Consider the following 18849-nt stretch of genomic DNA (forward strand, 5'->3'; position numbering starts at 1 on the left):
CTGTTGTCGACCTCGCTCGGGGGCTGGCTGTTGACGGTCAACCGCCGGGTCGGATCCGGCGGAGGATGGACGGGCCGGCGGCGATCGAGGTGACCCCGACCAAGCGGCGGATGGCGCTACTTTTTGTCCTTGTCCTTGTCCTTGTCCTTGTCCTTCGGTTTGCCGTTGCCGTTGCCGTTGCCGTTGCCCGTGTCGCTGTCGAGGAGCGCGCGGCAGTACGCGCCGACCCGCTCGGGTCCGCCGGCGGCGGCGACCAGTTCGGTTACCGGCGGCTTGCCGCTTGCCGCGCCATCCCGGGCGAGGTAACTGCGGCACTTTCCCCGGATCGAGGGCGGCGGCTGGCCGGCGGGGTTCGGGGCGGTCCCGGGCGTTCCGGTCGGCCCGGTCCGGGCCGCGGTGGACGGGGTGCTGGCGGGCGTTGTCGGGACCGGAGCCGAGGTGTCCGCCGAGGCGGTGACCGGCGCCGGACCGGCAGGCGGAGTACTGGCAGGTATCCCGAGGTCGGCCGCGAGCGCCACTCCCATCGTCACCGTGACGACGGCGGCGGCGGCCCAGGCCGTCGCGCCGAGGGTCGGTCGGCGGCGTGGCCGGGGACCGCTCCACCACCCTCGCCAGGCGGCGCCGCCGTCGGCCGTCAGGCGGTCGGGGACCGGCGACACGGTTGGCGCCCCCGTCGCGCGGCGGTCCGGTCGTGCGGCCCGGAAGGCGGCGAGCGCCGCGTCCTCGCCGCCGAGTTCACCAGGCCGGGCCGGCGCCGCCGCGGCCGAGAGCAGAGCGGTCAGCGGGCTCGCCGGCTCGTCGCCCGGCCGGCGGTCCGGGGCGTCGCCGGCAGACGGGCGGACGGTCCGCGAGGCGCCGGCAGCGGCGTCCAACAGGCGTTCCGCCGTCTCTTCCCCGAGCCGACCGCGTCGGCGGAACCCCATTCCCATCCCTCTCAGCGCCATGCCGGTCCGGCCTCGACATCCTCGCGCGAGCGTACGTCAGTGGGCGTGCCGGCCATCCCGTCGACCGGCTCGGCCGGCGGGGCGCCGCCGACGGGGACGCCGGCCTGAGCGTCCTGTTCCAGCAGGCGGGCCAGTCGGCGCAGGCCACGGTGGGCGGCCGTACGGACGGCTCCGGGGCGCTTGCCCAGCACACGGGCCGTACTCTCGGCGTCTAGGCCGATGACGGCGCGTAACAGGACTGCCTCAGCCTCGGTCTGGGGGAGGGTGGCGATCAGCGCGATGGCGGCGTCGGTGCCCAGCCCCTCACTGGCCCGTTCGGCGGTGTCCTCGACGGAGGGCAGGTCGGCGAGCGCCTCGACCGGCACCGACAGGGTCGGACGACGTCGCTGGTGCCGTAGGTGGTCCAGCGCCCGGTTACGGGCGATCCGGGTCGCCCAGGCCCGGAAGCCCGGGCCGCCGACAAAGGTGCCGAGGTCTCGGGCGATCTGTAGCCAGGTCTCGGAGGCCACGTCCTCGGCGTCGGCGCCGACCAGCACGGTCAGATACCGTAGTAATCCCGGCTGGAGAGTGCGGTAGAGCAGGCGGAAGGCATCCTCGTCGCCGTCCTGCGCCGACCGGACCGTCTCGGCCAGGTCGTTCGGGACGATCGGCACCGGTTGCTTCCTTGTCTATGGTGATGGCGATCCTACGCTAGGTGCCGACCGCTCATCCAGGCAAGTCGCCGGCCCTCCAGCCGTTCAGTGACAAATCTCCACACGTCAAATCGGCGGGTTCGTGTAACACGATCCAGCCCGCTGCCGCTCCCCCGCTGGCCAGCGGAAACCCGGGGTCGCGGCAGAGTCGATCACCCGCTAGCCTCGGCACCCGTCATCAACGGGGAGGAGATGCTGATGTGGCCGTTCCGCAGGAGGCGGGCGGAGGCGGGCGCCACCAGCGCCGCCACCGGCGCCGCCGCCACGCCGCCCGCGCCGCCGATCGACAAGGACCGGGGGGATCCGGCCGCTCGGCACCTGCGTACGGCGCTGGAGCGGCGGGACTGGGTGACTGCCCGTGATTTCCTGAACACCGTCACACATCCGGACGACCGGGCGTTCTACCTGGGCATCTGCGCCGGCGTCGATGACGTACAGGACTGGATCGAGGAGTGGATCAAGGCCGAGCCGCACTCCACGTTGCCGCTGCTGGTCCGGGGTTGCCACGCCGTCTACTGGGCCTGGGAGGCCCGGGGTGGTGCCACGGCGAGCAACACCAGCCAGCGCCAGTTCGAGGGCTTCTTCGATCGGCTGCGGTTGGCGGAGAACTGTCTCGACGAGGTGGTGGAGCGGGATCCGGACGACACGACGGCGTGGACATTCCTGGTGACCTCGGCCCGAGGCCGGCAGGTCGGCCGGGACGAGGCAATGCACCGGTTCGACCAGGTGGTGCGCCGACACCCGACGCACCAGGTAGCCCACCAGCAGATGTTGCAGTTCCTCTGCCGGAAGTGGTCCGGCAGCACCGAGGAGATGTTCGACTTCGCCCGTACGGCGGCCGAGAAGGCGCCGGTCGGGAGCCTACTGCCCGAACTCGTCGTGGTGGCGCACATCGAACACTGGCTGGACCTACCCAGCGAGGAGAAGGACCCGTACATCATGAGCCCGCAGGTGCGGGCCGAGCTGCGGGCGGCGGCCGGAAAGTCGATCTGGCACCCCGACTACCGGCGCCGCCCGGGCTGGCCCAGCCCGTTCAACTCGTTCGCGCTCGCGTTCTCCTTCGCTGAGGACTACCCGGCGGCGGCTGCCGTCTTCGACGTCATCGGGGACAGGGTGACGGACTGGCCCTGGTACTACTCCAGCGGCCGCGACCCGGCCGGGCGGTTCGCTACCTGGCGGGACATCGCGATCGCGAACCGACACGAAGAACCACAGTAACCCCTCTTTCAACCCGTACCGGTCCGGCCGCCGCCCGGCCGGCCCGATCGATCCTGACGGAGTCACACACAGATGTCCGAGTTCTCCGGGCCGCCCCAGCAACAGAAGAAGTCGTTCGGCACCTGGTTCCGTAACCTTCGGCCGGTCAGCAAGTTCCGGGTGATCCTCTTCGGGGTCGCCATCCTGGTGGCACCGTTCGCCATCTACTTCGGACTGGACGAGCCCAACCAGGCCAAGGTCGGTGACTGCATGGCGGGCGAGACGGCCGAGACCCTGCACACCGTCGAGTGCACCGACGCCGCCGCGCAGTGGAAGGTGCTGGCCCGGCTGGGGGACAAGACCGAGGCCGACTACACCGAGGACTCCTGCGCCGACCACCCCACCGCCGAGATGTCCTTCTTCCAGGACGGCCGGCGGTTCAGCAAGGGCTTCATCCTGTGCCTGGGCCCGGCCGCGGGGTGACACCGACTCGGGCGGGCCACCGGTCAGTCGTCCTGGGCGGATTGACCGGCGGTCTGGCGGTGGCGCTGCTCGTCGCCGGCTGCGGCGGCGACGGCACCCCGGCCGGGCCGTCCTGGGTGGCTGCCGCGCCGTCGGCCACCCCGGAGTCGGGTCCTACCAGCGCTCCGGTCGCGCTCAGCCTGGGCCGGGCCAGGGCCCGTTACCTCGAGATCGTGCGGCCGTACAACACCGCGTTGGAGGCGTTCGAGTCGGCGGCCCAGGCCGGTCGGGCCTGGACGGCGTTGCGCCCGTTGGCGGCGAAGGTGGCGGCGGCGAACAGGACGCACGGCCGGGCGCTGCGGGACACCACCTGGCCGGCCCGGGTCCGGGAACCGGTGACGGCGCTGCTGCGGGAAACCGACGCGGCCCAACGTGAGTGGGAACGAGCGGCCCGGGCGGAAACCGCGGCCGAGTTGCTCGACGCGGTCAACGCCGCGATCCGGCACAGCGGAGCGAAGCAGGCCGGCGCGGTCCGCTCCGCGCTCGGCCTGGCCGCGTACACCGAGTCCTGACCGGGGTTCCTGGCCGCGCGGCTATCCCCGGGCGAGCAGCGCCTTCTGGGCGGCCTCGAGTGGTCCCTGGGCGAAGCGGCGCAGCCATAGCCGGGCGGTGCCGACGAGCCCGGCGCAGACCGCCGCCCACAGTCCCAGGACCCACCACGGGCCGGCGTCGGAGAAGGTCGCGGCGAGCCCGAGACCCCAGCCGTAGCAGAGGACCGCGCAGACCAGGTTCTGCAGGACGTAGCAGGAGAGGGCGGTACGCCCGACCGCGGTGAGTCCGGTGGCAACCGGCCCGGGGCGGGTCGCCCGGTCCAGCAGGGTGCCCACCAGCCCCAGGTAGCCGAGGGTGACCAGGGGTGGCAGGACGTACCGGTCGATCAGGAACAGGTCCGGTCCGGCGAGGGTGGTCGCGAGGTTCAGCGGCAGGCCGAGACCGAGCCCGTACCAGGCCAGCCGGCGGCGGATCCGGCGCCCGGCCTCGTCGGTGCCGAACGCGCCGGCCCGGAACAGGCGTACGCCGAGCAGGAAGAGGAAGAGCAGCAGACCGAAGGTGATGATCGGCTCGATCCGCAGCGCGAGCATGTTGTCCAGTCGGAATCTGACCTGGTCGGGGTAGCTTCCGGAGCTGAACAACGTGGCCAGCCTGCCGTCCGTCGTCGGTGTCGAGGTCGGGGCGGTGATCAGTGCGACGGTGCCGAGCAGCATCAGCGCCAGGTGCAGTCCGCCGGCGACCCACATCGCCGCCGCCTGGATCCGTGCGGAGCGGGCCAGCAACCGGGCCACCACGAGCGCGGCGACGGCGTACCCCATCAGCACGTCGAAGGCGAAGACCAGCAGGAAGTGCAGGGTCCCCTCGAGAAAGAGCAGCCCGGCCCGGAGCGGATAGCGGCCGGGCCAGCGGTCGCCGCGGCGTGCCGCCGAGTCGTACTGGATTGCCAGCCCGACCCCGAACAGGATCGTCAGCATCGCCAGGAACTTGCCGTTGGCGAGGAACCGGAACGCCGTCTCGACCGGATTGTCGGCCAGCGTCGCCACGCTGCCGGTGTCGACGAGTACGCCGTACTCGCCGGCCGGATGCGTGAAGATCCAGACGTTCGTGCCGAGCGTGCCGAGGATGGCCACCCCGCGCAGGACGTCCAACAGCACCAGCCGGCTGGTGCCTGACCGCTCGTGGCGGGTGGTCGGCAGGGTGGCTTCCATCGTCACACTCCCCGTTGGTTACGTCCGCCCAGCGTCGCCTGCCGATCGGTCCGGTACGTCGTCCGGAGCACCGAATCCGACGTACCGCTTTCGACGGATGCCCGGCCGTCGTCGTGCCCCTGGGGTGGAGGACGGAAGTGTGCGGTGGGGCCCTTCCCGGAAACGACGGGAAGGGCCCCCACCGGTCAGTTGACGGTGATGGTGAAGGTGGACGTGGTGTTGCGGATGTTCTGGTGGTTGTTGCTCATCCGCAGGTTGTTGAAGACCGCGGTGCCGACCGCCGGGCCCTGGCCCGGCTCGGGCATCTCGTTGGCCCAGATCCCGAAGCCGGACTTGGCGTCGTACGCGTCCCCGCTGCGTTGCGCCCCGCTGATCGAGATGTTGGTGAAGATGGTGTCGGTGACCGCGTTCTCCGGCTGGCTGCCGTTGTATTTGGTCTGGAACATGATGCCGTGGTACGTCGGGTCGACGATGTCCACGTCACTGACCCGGATGCCGCGCATCTCCTTCGAGGCGGCGAAGACCCAGATCGCCGGGAAGGTCTGCGCTCCCCAGAAGTGACCGCCGGCCCGGACGATCGAGGCGTTCTCGACCCGGGTCAGCCCCGGCCCGAACCCGATGAACGGATATCCGAAGTCCAGCGAGCTGATGGTGATGCCGGAGTAGGTGAGCTGGTCGGCGATGTACATGTTGCGGAAGATGTTGTTCTGGCCGCCGTACACCGCCACTCCGGCCGCCCGCCAGGTCAGCGTCGCGGTCAGGTTCTCGAAGACGTTGCCGGTGTTGGCCCCGCCGCCGGAGTCGGTGGCCGAGAACAGCGCGAAGGCGTCGTCGCCGTTGCCCCGCCCCTCGACGTTGCTGACCAGGTTGTTCGTGCTGCCGTTGGTCATGTTGATCGCGTCGGCGAAGGTGTTGCGGATCCGCGAGTTGGTGATCGTGATGTTGCTGACGTGCACACCCCAGAACATGCAGACGGTGTGCTCGACCCAGACGTTGTCGAAGGTCAGGTCCGAGACGTTGGTCAGCTCGCCCCAGACCTTGCCGGGGCCGTCGATCCGGCTCACGTAGTTGCCGAAGAAGGCGAGGTGTTCGAAGGAGGAGCCGTTCGCCGAGCCCTCCACCCGGAAGCCGGCGTCGGTGTTCTCCTGCCCGGACGGGGTGGTGAAGCGGGTGTACCAGATGCCCGCGCCGACCACCTTGACCGCCTTGCCGTACACCTGGAACTTCTGGGCGGTGCTGTAGGTGCCCGCCGGCAGGTAGACGCCGACCAGGTTGCCAGTGGTGTCCATCCGCACCCGGTCCAGGGCGTTCTGCACGTCCTGGTGGCCGAAACCGGTCGGCGTGACGTAGCGGGCCGGGTCCGGGTTGGCGCGCGGCGAGACCTGCTCGGTGTTGATGAAGTCGATCGCGTACGTGGTGGTGTTCGCCGGGTCCTTCTGCAGTCGGATCCGACTGCCGGCCGGGACCGACGAGTCGAGCATGATGTTCGCCTCGTCGTAGATGTGCCGGGGCCCGCCGGAACCGGGCGAGTTGTTCGGGCTCGCCTCGTTGCCGTAGAGCCAGGCGTACCGGGAGGTCAGCGGCAGGGCCTTGTGGAAGGCGCCGTCGACGTAGATGTTGATCGTCGAGTTCTGCCCGCCGCCACCCGGGGCGTCCGGGATGGAGAAGCGGGTGACCAGGGTGTTCGTCGCCGCCCGGGTGGTCCACTCGACGTACGCGCCGGTGGTGTTGAGGGTTACCGCCCGCCGGCCGGACGCCTCACCGGCGAGGTCGCCGATGGTCCGGTTCGGTCCGACGACCGCCGCCCCGCCGCCGAGTACGCCGTCCTCGGCCTCGTACATCTCGTACGGCAGGTTGGCGCCCCGGCCGACGAAGAACGGGCTCTCGCTTGTGTTGTTGCCCTGCTTGACCGGCAGTTCGTTGCCGTCGGCGGCGAGTACGGTCCGGACGGTGTACCGGCCGTTCGCGGCGGTCCAGGTGCCGAGGTTGACCGGGGTGCTGCCGCCCCCGGCCGCGATCGCCCCGGTGTACGACCCGGTCAGGGTGCGTACCGTGCCGCCGGTGGCGTTGAGCAGGGTGACGGTGATGCCGTGCGCCCCGCCGGCCGAGGCGACGGTGCCCTGGTTGCGGATGGTCACCGAGAAGGTCACCGTGGCGCCGGGTGACGGATTGCTCGGCGTCCAGCTGACCGTGCCGACCAGGTCGGAGCTGGCGACCGGGTTCACCGTCAGGCTCGACGGGTTGGTGTAGCCGTTGTTGCTGTCGTTCAGTTCGACGACGGTGTTGTCCTCGTCGACCCGGGCGGTGAGCTGGTGGGCGCCGGCGGTGCGGGGGCCGATGTTCGCGGTGACGGTGCTGGTCGCCCCGGCCGCCAGGCCGCCGACGGTGGCGGTGCCGACCCGGGTCGTACCCAGGTAGAAGTTGACGTTGCTGGCGGCGGACGCGGCGCTGCCGGCGTTGCGGACCGTCGCCGACACGGTGATGTTGTCGGTCTCGACCGGGGTCGCCGGGCTCCAGGTGGCGGCGGTGACGGTCAGGTCCGGGTTCGGTGCCGGGGTGCCGAGGACGACGAACTCGGCGACCTGTCCGGCCGGCGCGCCCGAGTTCGAGGTGATCGAGAGCCGGACGTCGGCGGCGGTGGCGCTGACCGGGATGGTCACGCTGTTGCCGCTGGCCGGGTCGAAGTTGTAGAGGGTGGCGGGGGAGAGGCTGGTGAGGCCGCTGGCGTTCTGCTCCCGGCCGAGCACCTGGATGGTCTGGCTCCGTGGGCCCCAGGACGCGTCGGGGTTCAGCCGGACCTGGACCGAGGTGATCGAGGCGTTCGCGCCGAGTTGCACGGTGAGCTGGCTCGGGTATGCCCCGCCGGCCCCCTCCCAGTACGTCGAGACGCTGTTGTCGTTGGCGTTCGCCGCGACGAAGGTGTGCACGGTCGACGACGCGGTGATCGGCTTGCCGAGCGCCAGGTTCGTGCCGCCGTCACCGCTGCCGGTCCGGGTGACGGTGTTGCTCGGCGGCGAGAGGTTGCCGGCCGCGTCCCGGGCCCGGACGTGGTACGAGACCGTGGCGCTCGCCGGCTGGCTGTCGGTGTACGTCAGCACGCTGCCGCCGACGTTGCCGCGCAGCGCCCCGTTGGCGTAGACGTCGTAACCGACGACGCCGACGTTGTCGCTTGACGCGTTCCAGCTGAGCCGGATCTGCCCGCTGGCCGGCTGGGTGTAGGCGAGGTTCGTCGGCTGACTGGGCGGCTGGGTGTCGGTGCCGCCGGTCGGGCCGTGCACCTCGAACTCGGCGAGCTGCGCGGCCGGCCAGCCGGTGTTGGCGGTGATCTGCAGCCGCAGGTAGCGGGTGGTGGTCGTGGGCAGCGTGATGCTGACCGTGTTGCCGCTGTCCGGGTTGAAGGTGTAGCCGGCGGCGGCGACCAGGGTGGCGAGGTTGTTGGGGTTGTCGCCGGACTGGACGGAGAGGGTCTGGGTCCGGGTGCCCCAGTTGGCGGCCGGCAGCTTGAGCACGATGCGGTTCACGGTGCTCGGCGCACCGAGGTCGGCCTGGATCCAGTGCGGGAAGTTGCCGCCGCCGCTCTCCCAGTAGCTGGCCTGGTTGCCGTCAGCCGCGTTGCTCACCGGGTATTCGGGGTGCGAGCTGCTGGCGGTGAGGGTGGCGGCGACCGCGATCTGGGCCCGCTGCGGTGAGCCGTTGCCGGGGTCGGGGCGGGCGGAGGCCGGGCTGGCGGTGAGGACCCCGGCCAGCATCGTCACTGCCGCGAGGGGGGCGGCGAGCAGGCGTGGCCGGATCCGTGGCCGGCTCGTTCGGTGGGGCGGACGGGGCTGCGGTGGTGGTTGGTGGCTCATGGCCTTCCTTCGGCGCTGGTCGGAACCGACGCGGGGTGGTGCGCGGGGACCGGACCTGGTCGGTGTCTGGTCCGGTCGCCGCTCGCCGCCCGGGGGGCCGGCGAGGGCGCCGCCCGTCCGCCTGTCCACCGCCGCCGCGGCCCCGCGAGGCCAGGTCCTCCCGCGCGGCCAGGGAAGGGGTACGGAGCGACTGTACGAGAATTACGGAGGTTGAAGCGTTATGGAGCAGCCCTGTGTCTGGAACTTGCGTGGGCTCGTTCAAATGTTGCAGACATGCTATCGATGAGTCAACAGTGGAGACACCTGCATTCATCAATCCCGGACGGACGTCGGTCCTTGCCTCCGGCCGTGCCGGGCGCGCCCCGCTACGCGCTGGTCGCGAAGGTCATTCAGGGCGCGATGTGGCTGCAGCGGACCGGGGCGACGTACGGCCCCGGCCGCTGGTTCCCGATCGGCGCCGAGAGCGGGTGCATGCTCTTCCTCGGCTCGGCCGACCTCGACGCCGACCTGGTCTTCTCGTGCAACGACGGGAGTCTCGGCGACAACGGTGGCGGGGCGACGGTCCAGGTCCGGCAGTGGTTCTGACCGACCACCGACCTGGGGAGGGAGCCGATCCCTACGCCCGTGCCCGGCGGGACTCGGCCAGGCGGCCGGCGGTGAGCAGGAGCGCCGCCCAGGCCGCGCCGCTGACCAGCATCGTGATGACGAACGCCCCGCCGTGATCGCCGAGGGAGGAGCGGATCACCGCGGGGATGACCGGCGCCGGCGGCAGGAGCGCGAGCGCGCCGAACAGCGCGACGGGCTCGTCGTCCTCGGTCGCGGCGACGATACCGAAGATCAGGGTGAGCACGCTGTACGGCGTCACGGTGACGATGGCGAGCAGGGTCGTGGCGACTGCCGGCCCGCGGAGCAGTGGGGCGGCCAGTGTGCCGAGGCCCACGCCGGCGACCGCCGCGAGCGGGTAGCCGGCCAGCGTGGCGGTCAACATGTGCGGAAAGCCGTTGTCGGCGAGCGGATCCGCGGAGAGTCCCCAGGCCGGGACGTTCTCCGCGTACCAGGCGAGTGAGTCCCGGGTGTCGGAGGCGGTCCACCAAGCGACCACGAGGTTCGCCGCGGCGAGCAGTACACCGGCCGGCACAGCCGCCGCCAACGCCCGGGACGTGCCGGGCAGGCGTGCCGCGAGGAACACACCGAGGAACAGTGCGACGAACTGACCCCAGAAGAAGCCGGACGTGTGGGCCATGAACAGACCCATCTTCAGGTCCTTGTACCTTTCCTCGTCGGTCTGCAGGTCGCTGTAGGACATGAGCGGATAGAAGTTGGCGTTCGGTGACGCCAGGGTCGCCGCGACGACCGCGACCAGGATGACCGCGCCGAGCACCACCAGCCACGGTGCGGACAACCGCCACCGGCGGGAGGTCCGGACGGGGCTCGGCGGCAGCGGACCGGTCGCCTGCTCGGACATGGTCCCCCCCCGGGTCTGTTGTGGTCGTCGGTAACCGATACGCCGCCGTCCGGGGCGCGAGCTCGAACCGTTCCGGAATCAGGATACGAAGGACCGTCCATCGACTCGCGCCACTGAGGCACAAGATTCACTCAAGGTTGCCGTCGGGCCGGAGACATTCGCTCGGGCAGATGGTTCAGTGTGTTCCACGCCGACGCGGCCGCGTCGGCGACGTGGTCCAGCCCGTGGCTGCGACACTCTACATCGGAGTCCTATCGTGCCTGCCACCTGGAAGTTTCTGCGCCCGAGTCCCAGAACCGCCGCCCTGCTCACCACCCCGCTGCTGGCCCTGTCGGCGGTCGCCGCCACCGCCACTCCGGCCGCCGCCGCACCGACGACACGGTGTTCCGCGTACCAGTACCAGACAGCGCCGGTGGTCACCAACGTCGCGATGAAGACGTGTGTGGTGAAGAACGGCAACTCGCGTTACGCGTACGTGCTCATCGAGCAGGCCAGTGCGTACAAGGGATCCACCTGGGACCTGTTCAAGGTGCACGCCCGACTGGAAAAGAACGACGCCAACAAGGCCACCAGGTGGTGCGACTTCACGGACACCATGAACCGCTACCAGAACCCCCGGGTCACCTGCACCACCGCGACGGTGACGTCGTCCTCGACCGGGGGCTGGACCAGCGACGCGGTGGTCATCTTCAACTTCAACCTGGACGGCAAGGGTGACAAGTCCCGGGCCCTGACCGGATCGCCCGCGGTGAGTTGAGCCTGTCCGCGTGGCGTGCCGGCGGTTGTCCGGGACGTCACGGCCCGGCGGTCGGACCGGCGGATGGCGACCGGTTCGACCGCCGACATCACCGTTCCGAGACATCACGCCGGGCCGGCGTCCGGCCACGCCGCCCCACACTGACCACACATCCCTTTCCGACTGGAGGGAGTCCCCGATGTGGCACCTCTCGATTCCGATGTTCGTCTGGGCGTACCTCGGGGTCGCCGGTGCGGTCTTCGCCGCCGGGCTGGCCCACCGCCGGCGAACGGTCAGCCGGCCGGTCCGGCTGGATGTCGACCAGCTACGGCCCGAGCAGGTCGGCTATCTCAACGCCGGTGAGCAGCTCGCCATCTACACCTCGCTCGCCGGGTTGCGGGCAGCCGGGGTGGTCCGGCTCGGCGACGACCGGCGTACGTTGGTGACGGCCCGGCCACTGCCGTACGACGCGACCCGACTCGACGCGGCGGTATACGAGGCGGCGGAGACCGCCACGGCGTCGCGGTCGCTGGCGACGCACCTCAAGGCGCGGACGGCGGCCCGCGAGATCCACGACGAGCTCGAGGCGGCCGGCCTGCTGTTGGACCCGAAGACGCGACGCTCCGCCGGTCGGGGCGCCTGGGTGATGCTGGCCGTGCTGGCGGTCGGCATCGGCCGGCTCGCGATCGGCATCGGCAACGGCCAGCCGGTCGGCTACCTCTTCCTCGCGTTGCTGCTGGTCGCGGCCGGGTACTGCGTACTCGTCGCCCGGATGCCCGCGAAGAACGGCGCGGTCGGGGCACTGGTGGACCAGTTGCGCGAGCGTCACCGGCATCTGCGGCCCGACCAGCGCCCGGCGTTGGGGACCTACGGTCCGGCGGCGGCAGCGATGGGAGTGGCGCTCTTCGGCGCCGGTCTGCTCCAGCACCTCGACCCGGAGTTGGCGGCCGAGGTGTACGCCAGCCAGCAGGCCGCCGCTGCCACGTCGACCGGCAGTTCCGGGGTCTGGGGTGGCGGTGACGCCGGCAGCGGCGGCGCGGACCACGGGAGCCTCGGTGGCGGCTGCGGCGGTGGCAGCAGCGGCGGTGGCGGCGGTGGCTGTGGTGGTGGCGGAGGAGGAGGCTGACCCCACACGCCGGCATGATCGGATTAGACTCCGCCCCCATGCGACCCGCGAAAGTCCATCCGGTCTTCATCGTGCTGATGCTGCTGGCGTTCCTCGGCCCACCGATCGGATTCGCCATGACGGTTGCCGCGGCCGACAGCTGTGACAACTTCGGACCGCAGTCCCACCCGTTCGCCGGGGTCGCCTGCGAGCGCGAGGGGCAGGCGTTGGAGACCGGGGCGCTGGTGCTGGCGCTCGGCGGGCTGACCACGATGGTCGCGGCGGTCGGTTTCCAGGTGACCCGGGCCGGGGTACGGTTCGACGGCACCGCGCCGATGTCGCCAGCCGTGCCGGGAGCCGGTGTGCCGGGCGCGGGTGTGCCGGGGCACGCTGCACCCGGACATGGTGCACCCGGACATGGTGCACCCGGACATGGTGCGCCCGCGCAGATTCCGCCGGCCGGGCCCGGCGGGTACGCACCGGGCTATCCGCCCCCGGCGCATCCCACCTCGGGCGCGGGCCAGCCGCCGTACGCGTGATCGATGCGTACCGTGGCGGGACCGGACGGCGGGACGAGCCACGTGATCATCCGGGTGCACGACCGCCTCCACGAGACCCGGCCCGGCTCCCGTTAGCATTGCCGGGTCCCGAGGCGGCTGCGGAAACGAGGCGACATGCGGTGGCTCCAGCGTCTGCTGGGTGGTAAGAAGCAGGTCGAGTTTGACCCGGCCCGGCAGGAGGCGCTGCTCCAGGACGTCCGGCAGCGGTTCGGCGCGCGGGCCCAGGTGCGGTTTCCCGACCAGGTCGACACGGTCACCCGGTTGCTCGGCGACGACGGCGACGACGGCCTGCTCGTGGCGGCCAGGGTCGTCCGCGAGTTCGCCGACGAGGCGCACACGGACCTGCTCGGCCAGGCCGCCGAACTGTACCGGCGTACCGGTTACCGGTTGGTGGTCGACCGGCGGAACTACCGGCCGCTGGGACGGGAGGCGGGAGCGCACCTGCGCTGGCCGCTGTTCGGGCTGCGCTGCGGTCTCCACCCGTACGCGCAGGTCGCGGCGGCGGTCACGGTGCTCGGCCAACGGGCGGAGCGGCTGGTCAAGGTGACCGACCCGTTCCCGCCGCTGGCCCAGGTCTTCGAGGTGCTCGACCTGAACACGAACGGCTGGGAACACGGCCGGGTACGGGTGGACACCGACGCCGCCGGCCTGGCGCACCGGCTGATCGCGGCCGCCCGGGACATCCGGGCGGCGATGGACGACCCGCCGCCGATCCCGCCCTCGGCCCGGGAGATGATGCGCCGCAACAACAGCGTGCACGTCTTCGACCCGCAGGCCGACCGGGTGGTCGGTGCGATCAACCTGGGCGGTGAGCTGCGACCGGCACTGCTGACCTGAGCCGGGACGGGAGACAACGCGTGGACGGGGCGCTTCCCCGGGTGGTGGGAACGGCGGAGCTGACCGTTTTCACCGCCGCCCAGTTGCTGGACGTGACGTCAGCGATCATGGCGATCCTGGCGCTGCCGCGCTCGGTCAACAAACTCGACGCGGTGGTGGTGCCGACCGGGCAGGGCGAACAGTGGCGGTTGACCCATGCCATCGACCGCTGGGAGACCGACCCTGACCTCCGCTGCCTGCTGGTGGCGAACGGGAACCCGGCGGAGCGGACCTATCAGGAAATCACCATGTCCTACCTGGGCGGTCTCGGGCTGCGTCGGCTCGACGGGGTGCACGTCCAGGCCGAACCGGCACCGAACACCGGCCTGCAGGCCGAGTGGATCGCCGACCGGGCCAGGGCCCTGGGCATCACCAGCCTCGCGATCTCGGTGTCGGCGTACCACCTGCCCCGGGTCTACCTGACCGTCCTCAGCGCACTCGAGCGGCGTGACCTGCGCGTACGCCTGATCCCGGACCCGGTGCCGGTCCCAGCCGACGCGGCCGCACCGGAGACCGGGGCGACCGGCTACGCCCTGCTGCCCGGCGAAATCGAGCGCATCCTCACCTATGCCGGCAAGGGCTGGCTGGCCACGCCCGAGCAGTTGCGGCACTATCTGCGCTGGTGGTGGGCCGAATACAGCGGCCAGGCCGACCGGATCGCGACACTGACACCGGCGAATGGTGGCGAGGAAACCTTCCTGTCATCGTGACCGGATGCTGCTCTACAAGATCCTGCTGCCCGCCGAGTGGGACGAGTTCCAGTCCGCCGGGCTGTTCGGGGAGACGCTGCGGTGGGAGCCCGCACCCAACGGCGGCCCGTTCCCACACGTCTACGCGTCACTGCCGCTGCGCGCGGTGGTCAGCGTCCACCAGGTCGCCGGTGCCGCGCAGGTGGACAGCGCCCTGCCGTCCGACTGACCGGACCGGCGGGCGGTGACGATCCGGTCAGGCTCAGTGGTCGGCGAGGTCGCGGACGAAGACCCGCCAGGCGTACGGCGTGAAGCGCAGCAGGCCACCGGTCCGGTCCTTGCTGTCCCGGACCAGCACCACCCCGGGCAGGTTGTCGGCGACCTCGACGCAGTCATTGCCGCTGGATCCGCTGCGGCTCGACGTGCGCCACCGGGCTCCGGTCAGGGTGTCCACGGTTTCATCACATCCTTGATGAGTTGGATCGACTGCCAGGTGGGCAGGGCGACGCTCCGGACACTCTCCCATCTAACCAGCAGGGTCTCCACCTCCACGGTCCGCTCCGCCACCGTGCCGCCGAGCTGGTTGTCCTGGAAGCCGACCCAGCCGCCCTCCTCCGACCAGGCGAGCACGAACGGGCCCTCCAGGCCGACGTGCAGGCCGACCTGGCGCGGGATCACGTGCACGTTCACGTTCGGCTGCCGGGCCCGGTCGATCAGATGGGTGAGCTGCTCGACCATCATCGCGGCGTGTTCCTCGGTGAACCGGTGCAGCGCCGCCTCGTCGATCACGGCGGTGAACTGCGGCGGCTGCTCCCGGTCCAGGATCGCCTGCCGGGCCAGCCGGGCGGCGACCAGGGTCTCCACCTGCTCGTCGGTGAGCGTGACGTCGCCCCGGATCACCGCACGGGCGTACGCCTCGGTCTGCAACAGCCCGGGGATCAGGTTCGGCTGGAACGAGCGGAGTTGGGTCGCGGCGCGTTCCGCGTCCAACCAGGGCCGGAACCAGATCGGTTCGCCGTCCCGGGCGGCCAGCCGCAGCAGCGAGACGAAGAGGTCTCCGGTGCCGAGCACCATGTCGGCCCGGGTCAGATAGAGCTCCTCCAGTGGCCGGGTGCCCAACTCGACCGCCGACACCGTCGAGGGTGCGTAGTTGGCCCGCCGGCCGTACTCCTCCTGGGTCAGCCCGGCGGCGGTACGCATCCGGCGGAGCTGCTCCCGGATCAGGTCTGACGTGGGTTTCGGGTCGGTCGCCACAGTTCCTCCACAGTCTTCCGATGGTCACCACCAGGAACACGCCGTGATCACGCCGCTCACACCGGTACGCCGTGAGCACGGTCGATGCCTTCCGACCGTAGGGCACCGGACAGCAGAGTGTCACCAAGCGGGACCGTTCGGATCCAGTACCGGCACGAGGACGGGCGGGACCGCGCGGGGGCCGTCGGAGACCCTTCCCCACACCCGAGGCGGCCCCCGCCCCAACCCACCAGTCGAACAGTCAGGAGGTCGGCCATGCCGGACAGTGGACCGGAGGAGCGGCACCGCGTCGACCCGGCCCGGGACCGGAGCCGAAACCAGGGCCGGTGGGCGGACCAGGTGGGGCGGGCCGGTCGACGTACCCCGGAGGTGGTCGAGTCGGGCGGAGCCCGCCACCAGCCGCGCAGGCCGACCTGGTTGTGCCGGGTCTGCGGCACCGACTGGCCGTGCCTGACCGCGCGGACCCTGCTGCCGCTCGACTACGTCGCCGATCCGGTCGGGCTGTCGGTACTGCTCGCCACCATGCTCCAGGAGGCGATGGCCGACCTGCGCGGACTCAACCCGGACCCCGGACCGGACCCGGCCGTGCTGCACGCCCGCTTCCTCGGCTGGGTCCGGCCCCGACCGCGCATCGCCCAGCATCGACGTGGCCTAGGCTGGGCGGCCGGAGAGAGGAGACCGGTGGAACGCAGCACAGTGGATCTCTGGTTCGACCCGTCCTGCCCGTACACCTGGACCACCTCACGCTGGCTGCTGGAGGTGGCGAAGGTCCGACCGGTCGAACTGCGGTGGCACCTGATGAGCCTCTCCGTGCTCAACGAGGGCCGCGACGACGACCCGGAGGGTGACCCCGAGGGTTACCTCTGGGTGCCGGTACGGATCTGCGCGGCGGTCGCCGACCGGTACGGCCAGGAGGCGCTCGCCCGGTTCTACACCGCACTCTGGACCGTGGGTCGGGACGCCGGACAGGACTGGCTTGGCGACCTGCACGCCGCGCTGGCTTCCGCCGGCCTGCCGACCGACCTCGCCGACCTCGGCCAGACCACCGAGTACGACGACGCCGTCCGCGCCTCGCACGCCGAGGCGATCGCCCTGGTCGGCGAGCACGTCGGCACCCCGATCGTCGCCGCGACCGGGCCGGACGGGCGGCGGGTGGCGTTCTTTGGCCCGGTGATCTCCCGGATCCCGGTGGGGGAGGAGGCCGGCCGACTCTGGGACGGCACGCTGCTGGTGGCCGGGGTGCCCGGCTTTCACGAGCTGAAGGGCCCACCACACGCCCCGCCGCAGCTCGACCTGCCCGGCTGACTCAGTTACGTCCCGCCGGGTAGGCGCGGGTCTCGGTGGCCTTGACGGCGGCCCAGACCGGCTGCCCGGGACCGATCCGGAGCTGGGCGGCGGCGGCCGGGGTGATGTCCGCGGCCACCTCGACCGGACCGGTGAGCTGGACCCGCAGGTTGTCGCCGTGCCGTTGGATGCCGGAGATCGTCGCCGGCCAGGTGTTGCGCGGGCTGCCGTCCGGGCGGTCCGGGTGCAGCGCGACCGCCGACGGCGGGAACGCCACAAAAACCGCACCCTGCGGTGCCTCGGCGACGGTGAGCGCGAAGTCGTCGGTGATCCGGACCAGGGAGCCGTCGGCCCGGCCCCGATAGAGGTTGAGCCCGACCAGCCGGGCCACGTAGTCGGTACGCGGCTGGGCGGTGATGCTCGCCGCGTCACCCTCCTGCACCAGTCGACCGTCCTCGACGATGACCAGCCGGTCGGCCAGCACCAGCGCGTCCAACGGATCGTGGGTGACCAGCAGCGTCGCCCCCGGGTGGGCGGTCAGGTGCCGCTGGAGCTCGGCCCGGGTCTCCAGCCGGGTCCGGGCGTCGAGCGCGGCGAGCGGTTCGTCGAGCAGCAGCAGCGCTGGCTCGACCGCCAGCGCCCGGGCCAGCGCCACCCGCTGCGCCTGCCCACCGGAGAGCTGCCGGGGCTTGCGCCGGGCCTGGTCGGCCAGCCCCATCCGGTCCAGCCAGCCGGCGGCGAGTTCACGGGCCCGCCGCCGGTCGACGCCGTGCCGCCGGGGCCCGAACCCCACGTTGTCGAGTGCGGTGAGGTGTGGAAAGAGCAGGTAGTCCTGGAACACCACGCCGATCGGGCGACGTTCGGTCGGCGTCCAGTGTCGGGCGTCCGGCCGGTCGAGATCCTGGCCGGCGAGGGTGACGTGCCCGGCGTGCAACGGGGTGAGGCCGGCGAGGGTCCGCAGCGCGGTGCTCTTGCCCGCCCCGTTCGGCCCGAGCAGCGCCACCACCTCACCCGGGTTGATGGTCAACCGCAGGTCGAGCCGGAACGTTCCCCGGTCCACCACCAGGTGGGCGTCGAGCAGCGGCGTATCCGCCTCGGCCTCGGCGCGGCGTACCGTCAGCTCGGTGGTCACGGGCCGCTGACCCATCGGTCACGCAGGCTCGCCAGGATCACCACCGAGACGGTGAGCAGCACCAGACTGAGCACGATCGCCGCCTCCAGGTCGGTCTCCAGGGCCAGGTAGACGGCGAGCGGCATGGTCTGGGTGCGCCCCGGGAAATTGCCGGCGAAGGTGATGGTGGCGCCGAACTCGCCGAGCGCCCGGGCCCAGCAGAGCACCGTACCGGCGGCGATGCCCGGGGCGACCAGCGGCAGTGTGACGTGGGTGAAGGTGGTCCACCGGCTCGCGCCCAGCGTCGCCGCCGCCTCCTCGTACCGGACGTCGGCGCCGCGTAGCGCCCCCTCCACCGCGATGACCAGGAACGGCATCGCCACGAACGCCTCGGCGAGCACCACCCCGGCGGTGGTGAACGGCAGGGTCACCCCGAACGTCGAGTCGAGCCACGAGCCGACCAGCCCCCGACGGCCGAAGACCAGCAGCAGCGCCACACCACCGACCACCGGCGGCAGCACCAGCGGCACGGTGACCAGCGCGCGGACGATCCGGCGGCCGGGAAACTCGACCCGGGCCAGCAGCCAGGACAGCGGTACCCCGAGGACGAGGCAGAGCAGCGTGGCCAGGGTCGCGCTCTGCACCGACAGTCGCAGCGCGGTGAGCACGGCCGGTTCGGCGAGCCGCTGCGGCAGCGTGGTCCAGGGGGTCCGGAGCAGCAGCCCGGCGACCGGCAGGACGAGGAGGACCAGCCCGAGTACGGCCGGGACGAGCAGCGCGACCGGGATCCGGCCGGTACGGCGGCGGGGTCGCCGTGACCCGGCCGGCGCCGGCCGGGTCACCTCGACATCGGGTACGGCCACCGG

The 18849-nt window shown here is 71.6% G+C and carries 20 protein-coding genes; 11 read left to right on the forward strand and 9 right to left on the reverse strand.

What is annotated here, in order from left to right:
- Nucleotides 1–116 precede the first annotated feature (116 nt).
- On the reverse strand, nt 117–944 hold the full coding sequence (locus ABGB21_RS04545; RefSeq protein ID WP_347676459.1) for a hypothetical protein: 828 nt from the start codon (nt 942–944) through the stop codon (nt 117–119).
- Nucleotides 935–1597, reverse strand: a complete 663-nt coding sequence (locus ABGB21_RS04550) for an RNA polymerase sigma factor (RefSeq protein WP_347653152.1) — start codon at nt 1595–1597, stop codon at nt 935–937. Before ABGB21_RS04550 ends, ABGB21_RS04545 begins: the two co-directional genes overlap by 10 nt.
- 237 nt (nt 1598–1834) lie before the next feature.
- Between ABGB21_RS04550 and ABGB21_RS04555 the strand changes: the two genes are divergently transcribed.
- The 3 genes from ABGB21_RS04555 to ABGB21_RS04565 all read left to right on the forward strand — a co-directional run bounded on the left by ABGB21_RS04555 (nt 1835) and on the right by ABGB21_RS04565 (nt 3867).
- A complete protein-coding gene (locus ABGB21_RS04555) occupies nt 1835–2854 on the forward strand; it encodes a DUF4034 domain-containing protein (RefSeq protein WP_347653151.1) in 1020 nt (339 codons plus the stop codon).
- A 72-nt stretch (nt 2855–2926) separates the two neighbouring features.
- Nucleotides 2927–3316 carry a hypothetical protein gene (locus tag ABGB21_RS04560; protein ID WP_347676461.1) on the forward strand — a complete coding sequence of 130 codons (390 nt, stop codon included), beginning with the start codon at nt 2927–2929 and terminating at the stop codon, nt 3314–3316.
- A 41-nt stretch (nt 3317–3357) separates the two neighbouring features.
- Nucleotides 3358–3867 carry a hypothetical protein gene (locus ABGB21_RS04565; protein ID WP_347653149.1) on the forward strand — a complete coding sequence of 170 codons (510 nt, stop codon included), beginning with the start codon at nt 3358–3360 and terminating at the stop codon, nt 3865–3867.
- A 21-nt stretch (nt 3868–3888) separates the two neighbouring features.
- Here the strand turns inward: ABGB21_RS04565 and ABGB21_RS04570 are convergent, their stop codons facing one another.
- Together ABGB21_RS04570 and ABGB21_RS04575 are read right to left on the reverse strand one after the other, a co-directional pair.
- Entirely contained in the window at nt 3889–5055 is a 1167-nt protein-coding gene (locus tag ABGB21_RS04570; RefSeq protein ID WP_347653148.1) for a DUF418 domain-containing protein, read from the reverse strand.
- 185 nt (nt 5056–5240) lie between these two features.
- Nucleotides 5241–8804 carry a discoidin domain-containing protein gene (locus ABGB21_RS04575; RefSeq protein WP_347676707.1) on the reverse strand — a complete coding sequence of 1188 codons (3564 nt, stop codon included), beginning with the start codon at nt 8802–8804 and terminating at the stop codon, nt 5241–5243.
- Nucleotides 8805–9251: 447 nt separating this feature from the next.
- On the opposite strand from ABGB21_RS04575, the gene ABGB21_RS04580 reads away from it, so the two are divergent.
- The gene (locus ABGB21_RS04580) at nt 9252–9488 is read left to right on the forward strand and encodes a hypothetical protein (protein WP_347676463.1); all 237 of its coding nucleotides are present in this window, start codon (nt 9252–9254) and stop codon (nt 9486–9488) included.
- Nucleotides 9489–9519: 31 nt separating this feature from the next.
- Here the strand turns inward: ABGB21_RS04580 and ABGB21_RS04585 are convergent, their stop codons facing one another.
- Nucleotides 9520–10368: a hypothetical protein gene (locus ABGB21_RS04585; protein ID WP_347653145.1), complete on the reverse strand. Its 849-nt coding sequence runs from the start codon at nt 10366–10368 to the stop codon at nt 9520–9522.
- Nucleotides 10369–10624: 256 nt separating this feature from the next.
- Here ABGB21_RS04585 and ABGB21_RS04590 point away from each other — a divergent pair, with 256 nt between their 5' ends.
- From ABGB21_RS04590 to ABGB21_RS04615, 6 genes are all read left to right on the forward strand, one after another.
- Nucleotides 10625–11125: a hypothetical protein gene (locus tag ABGB21_RS04590; protein WP_347653144.1), complete on the forward strand. Its 501-nt coding sequence runs from the start codon at nt 10625–10627 to the stop codon at nt 11123–11125.
- A 178-nt stretch (nt 11126–11303) separates the two neighbouring features.
- Nucleotides 11304–12230, forward strand: coding sequence for a TIGR04222 domain-containing membrane protein (locus tag ABGB21_RS04595; protein WP_347676465.1), 927 nt, complete (start codon nt 11304–11306; stop codon nt 12228–12230).
- Between the two features lie 38 nt (nt 12231–12268).
- Entirely contained in the window at nt 12269–12748 is a 480-nt protein-coding gene (locus ABGB21_RS04600) for a hypothetical protein (RefSeq protein WP_347676467.1), read from the forward strand.
- 135 nt (nt 12749–12883) lie between these two features.
- The gene (locus tag ABGB21_RS04605) at nt 12884–13606 is read left to right on the forward strand and encodes a hypothetical protein (protein ID WP_347653141.1); all 723 of its coding nucleotides are present in this window, start codon (nt 12884–12886) and stop codon (nt 13604–13606) included.
- A gap of 20 nt (nt 13607–13626) precedes the next feature.
- Nucleotides 13627–14355, forward strand: a complete 729-nt coding sequence (locus ABGB21_RS04610) for a hypothetical protein (protein WP_347653140.1) — start codon at nt 13627–13629, stop codon at nt 14353–14355.
- Between the two features lie 4 nt (nt 14356–14359).
- Nucleotides 14360–14563 carry a DUF952 domain-containing protein gene (locus ABGB21_RS04615; protein ID WP_347653139.1) on the forward strand — a complete coding sequence of 68 codons (204 nt, stop codon included), beginning with the start codon at nt 14360–14362 and terminating at the stop codon, nt 14561–14563.
- Nucleotides 14564–14596: 33 nt separating this feature from the next.
- Here ABGB21_RS04615 and ABGB21_RS04620 read toward each other — a convergent pair whose 3' ends face one another.
- Nucleotides 14597–14779, reverse strand: a complete 183-nt coding sequence (locus tag ABGB21_RS04620) for a DUF397 domain-containing protein (RefSeq protein ID WP_347676709.1) — start codon at nt 14777–14779, stop codon at nt 14597–14599.
- Nucleotides 14776–15588: a helix-turn-helix transcriptional regulator gene (locus ABGB21_RS04625; protein WP_347653138.1), complete on the reverse strand. Its 813-nt coding sequence runs from the start codon at nt 15586–15588 to the stop codon at nt 14776–14778. The genes ABGB21_RS04620 and ABGB21_RS04625 overlap by 4 nt, the downstream gene beginning before the upstream one ends.
- 681 nt (nt 15589–16269) lie before the next feature.
- Here ABGB21_RS04625 and ABGB21_RS04630 point away from each other — a divergent pair.
- The gene (locus tag ABGB21_RS04630) at nt 16270–16893 is read left to right on the forward strand and encodes a disulfide bond formation protein DsbA (protein ID WP_347653245.1); all 624 of its coding nucleotides are present in this window, start codon (nt 16270–16272) and stop codon (nt 16891–16893) included.
- Nucleotide 16894: 1 nt separating this feature from the next.
- Here the strand turns inward: ABGB21_RS04630 and ABGB21_RS04635 are convergent, their stop codons facing one another.
- Both ABGB21_RS04635 and modB read right to left on the reverse strand, forming a co-directional pair.
- Nucleotides 16895–18004, reverse strand: a complete 1110-nt coding sequence (locus ABGB21_RS04635; RefSeq protein WP_347676469.1) for an ABC transporter ATP-binding protein — start codon at nt 18002–18004, stop codon at nt 16895–16897.
- A complete protein-coding gene (gene modB, locus ABGB21_RS04640) occupies nt 18001–18846 on the reverse strand; it encodes a molybdate ABC transporter permease subunit (protein WP_347653136.1) in 846 nt (281 codons plus the stop codon). The genes ABGB21_RS04635 and modB overlap by 4 nt, the downstream gene beginning before the upstream one ends.
- Nucleotides 18847–18849 lie beyond the last annotated feature (3 nt).

Source organism: Plantactinospora sp. B24E8 (assembly GCF_039871735.1).
Taxonomy (GTDB): domain Bacteria; phylum Actinomycetota; class Actinomycetes; order Mycobacteriales; family Micromonosporaceae; genus Plantactinospora.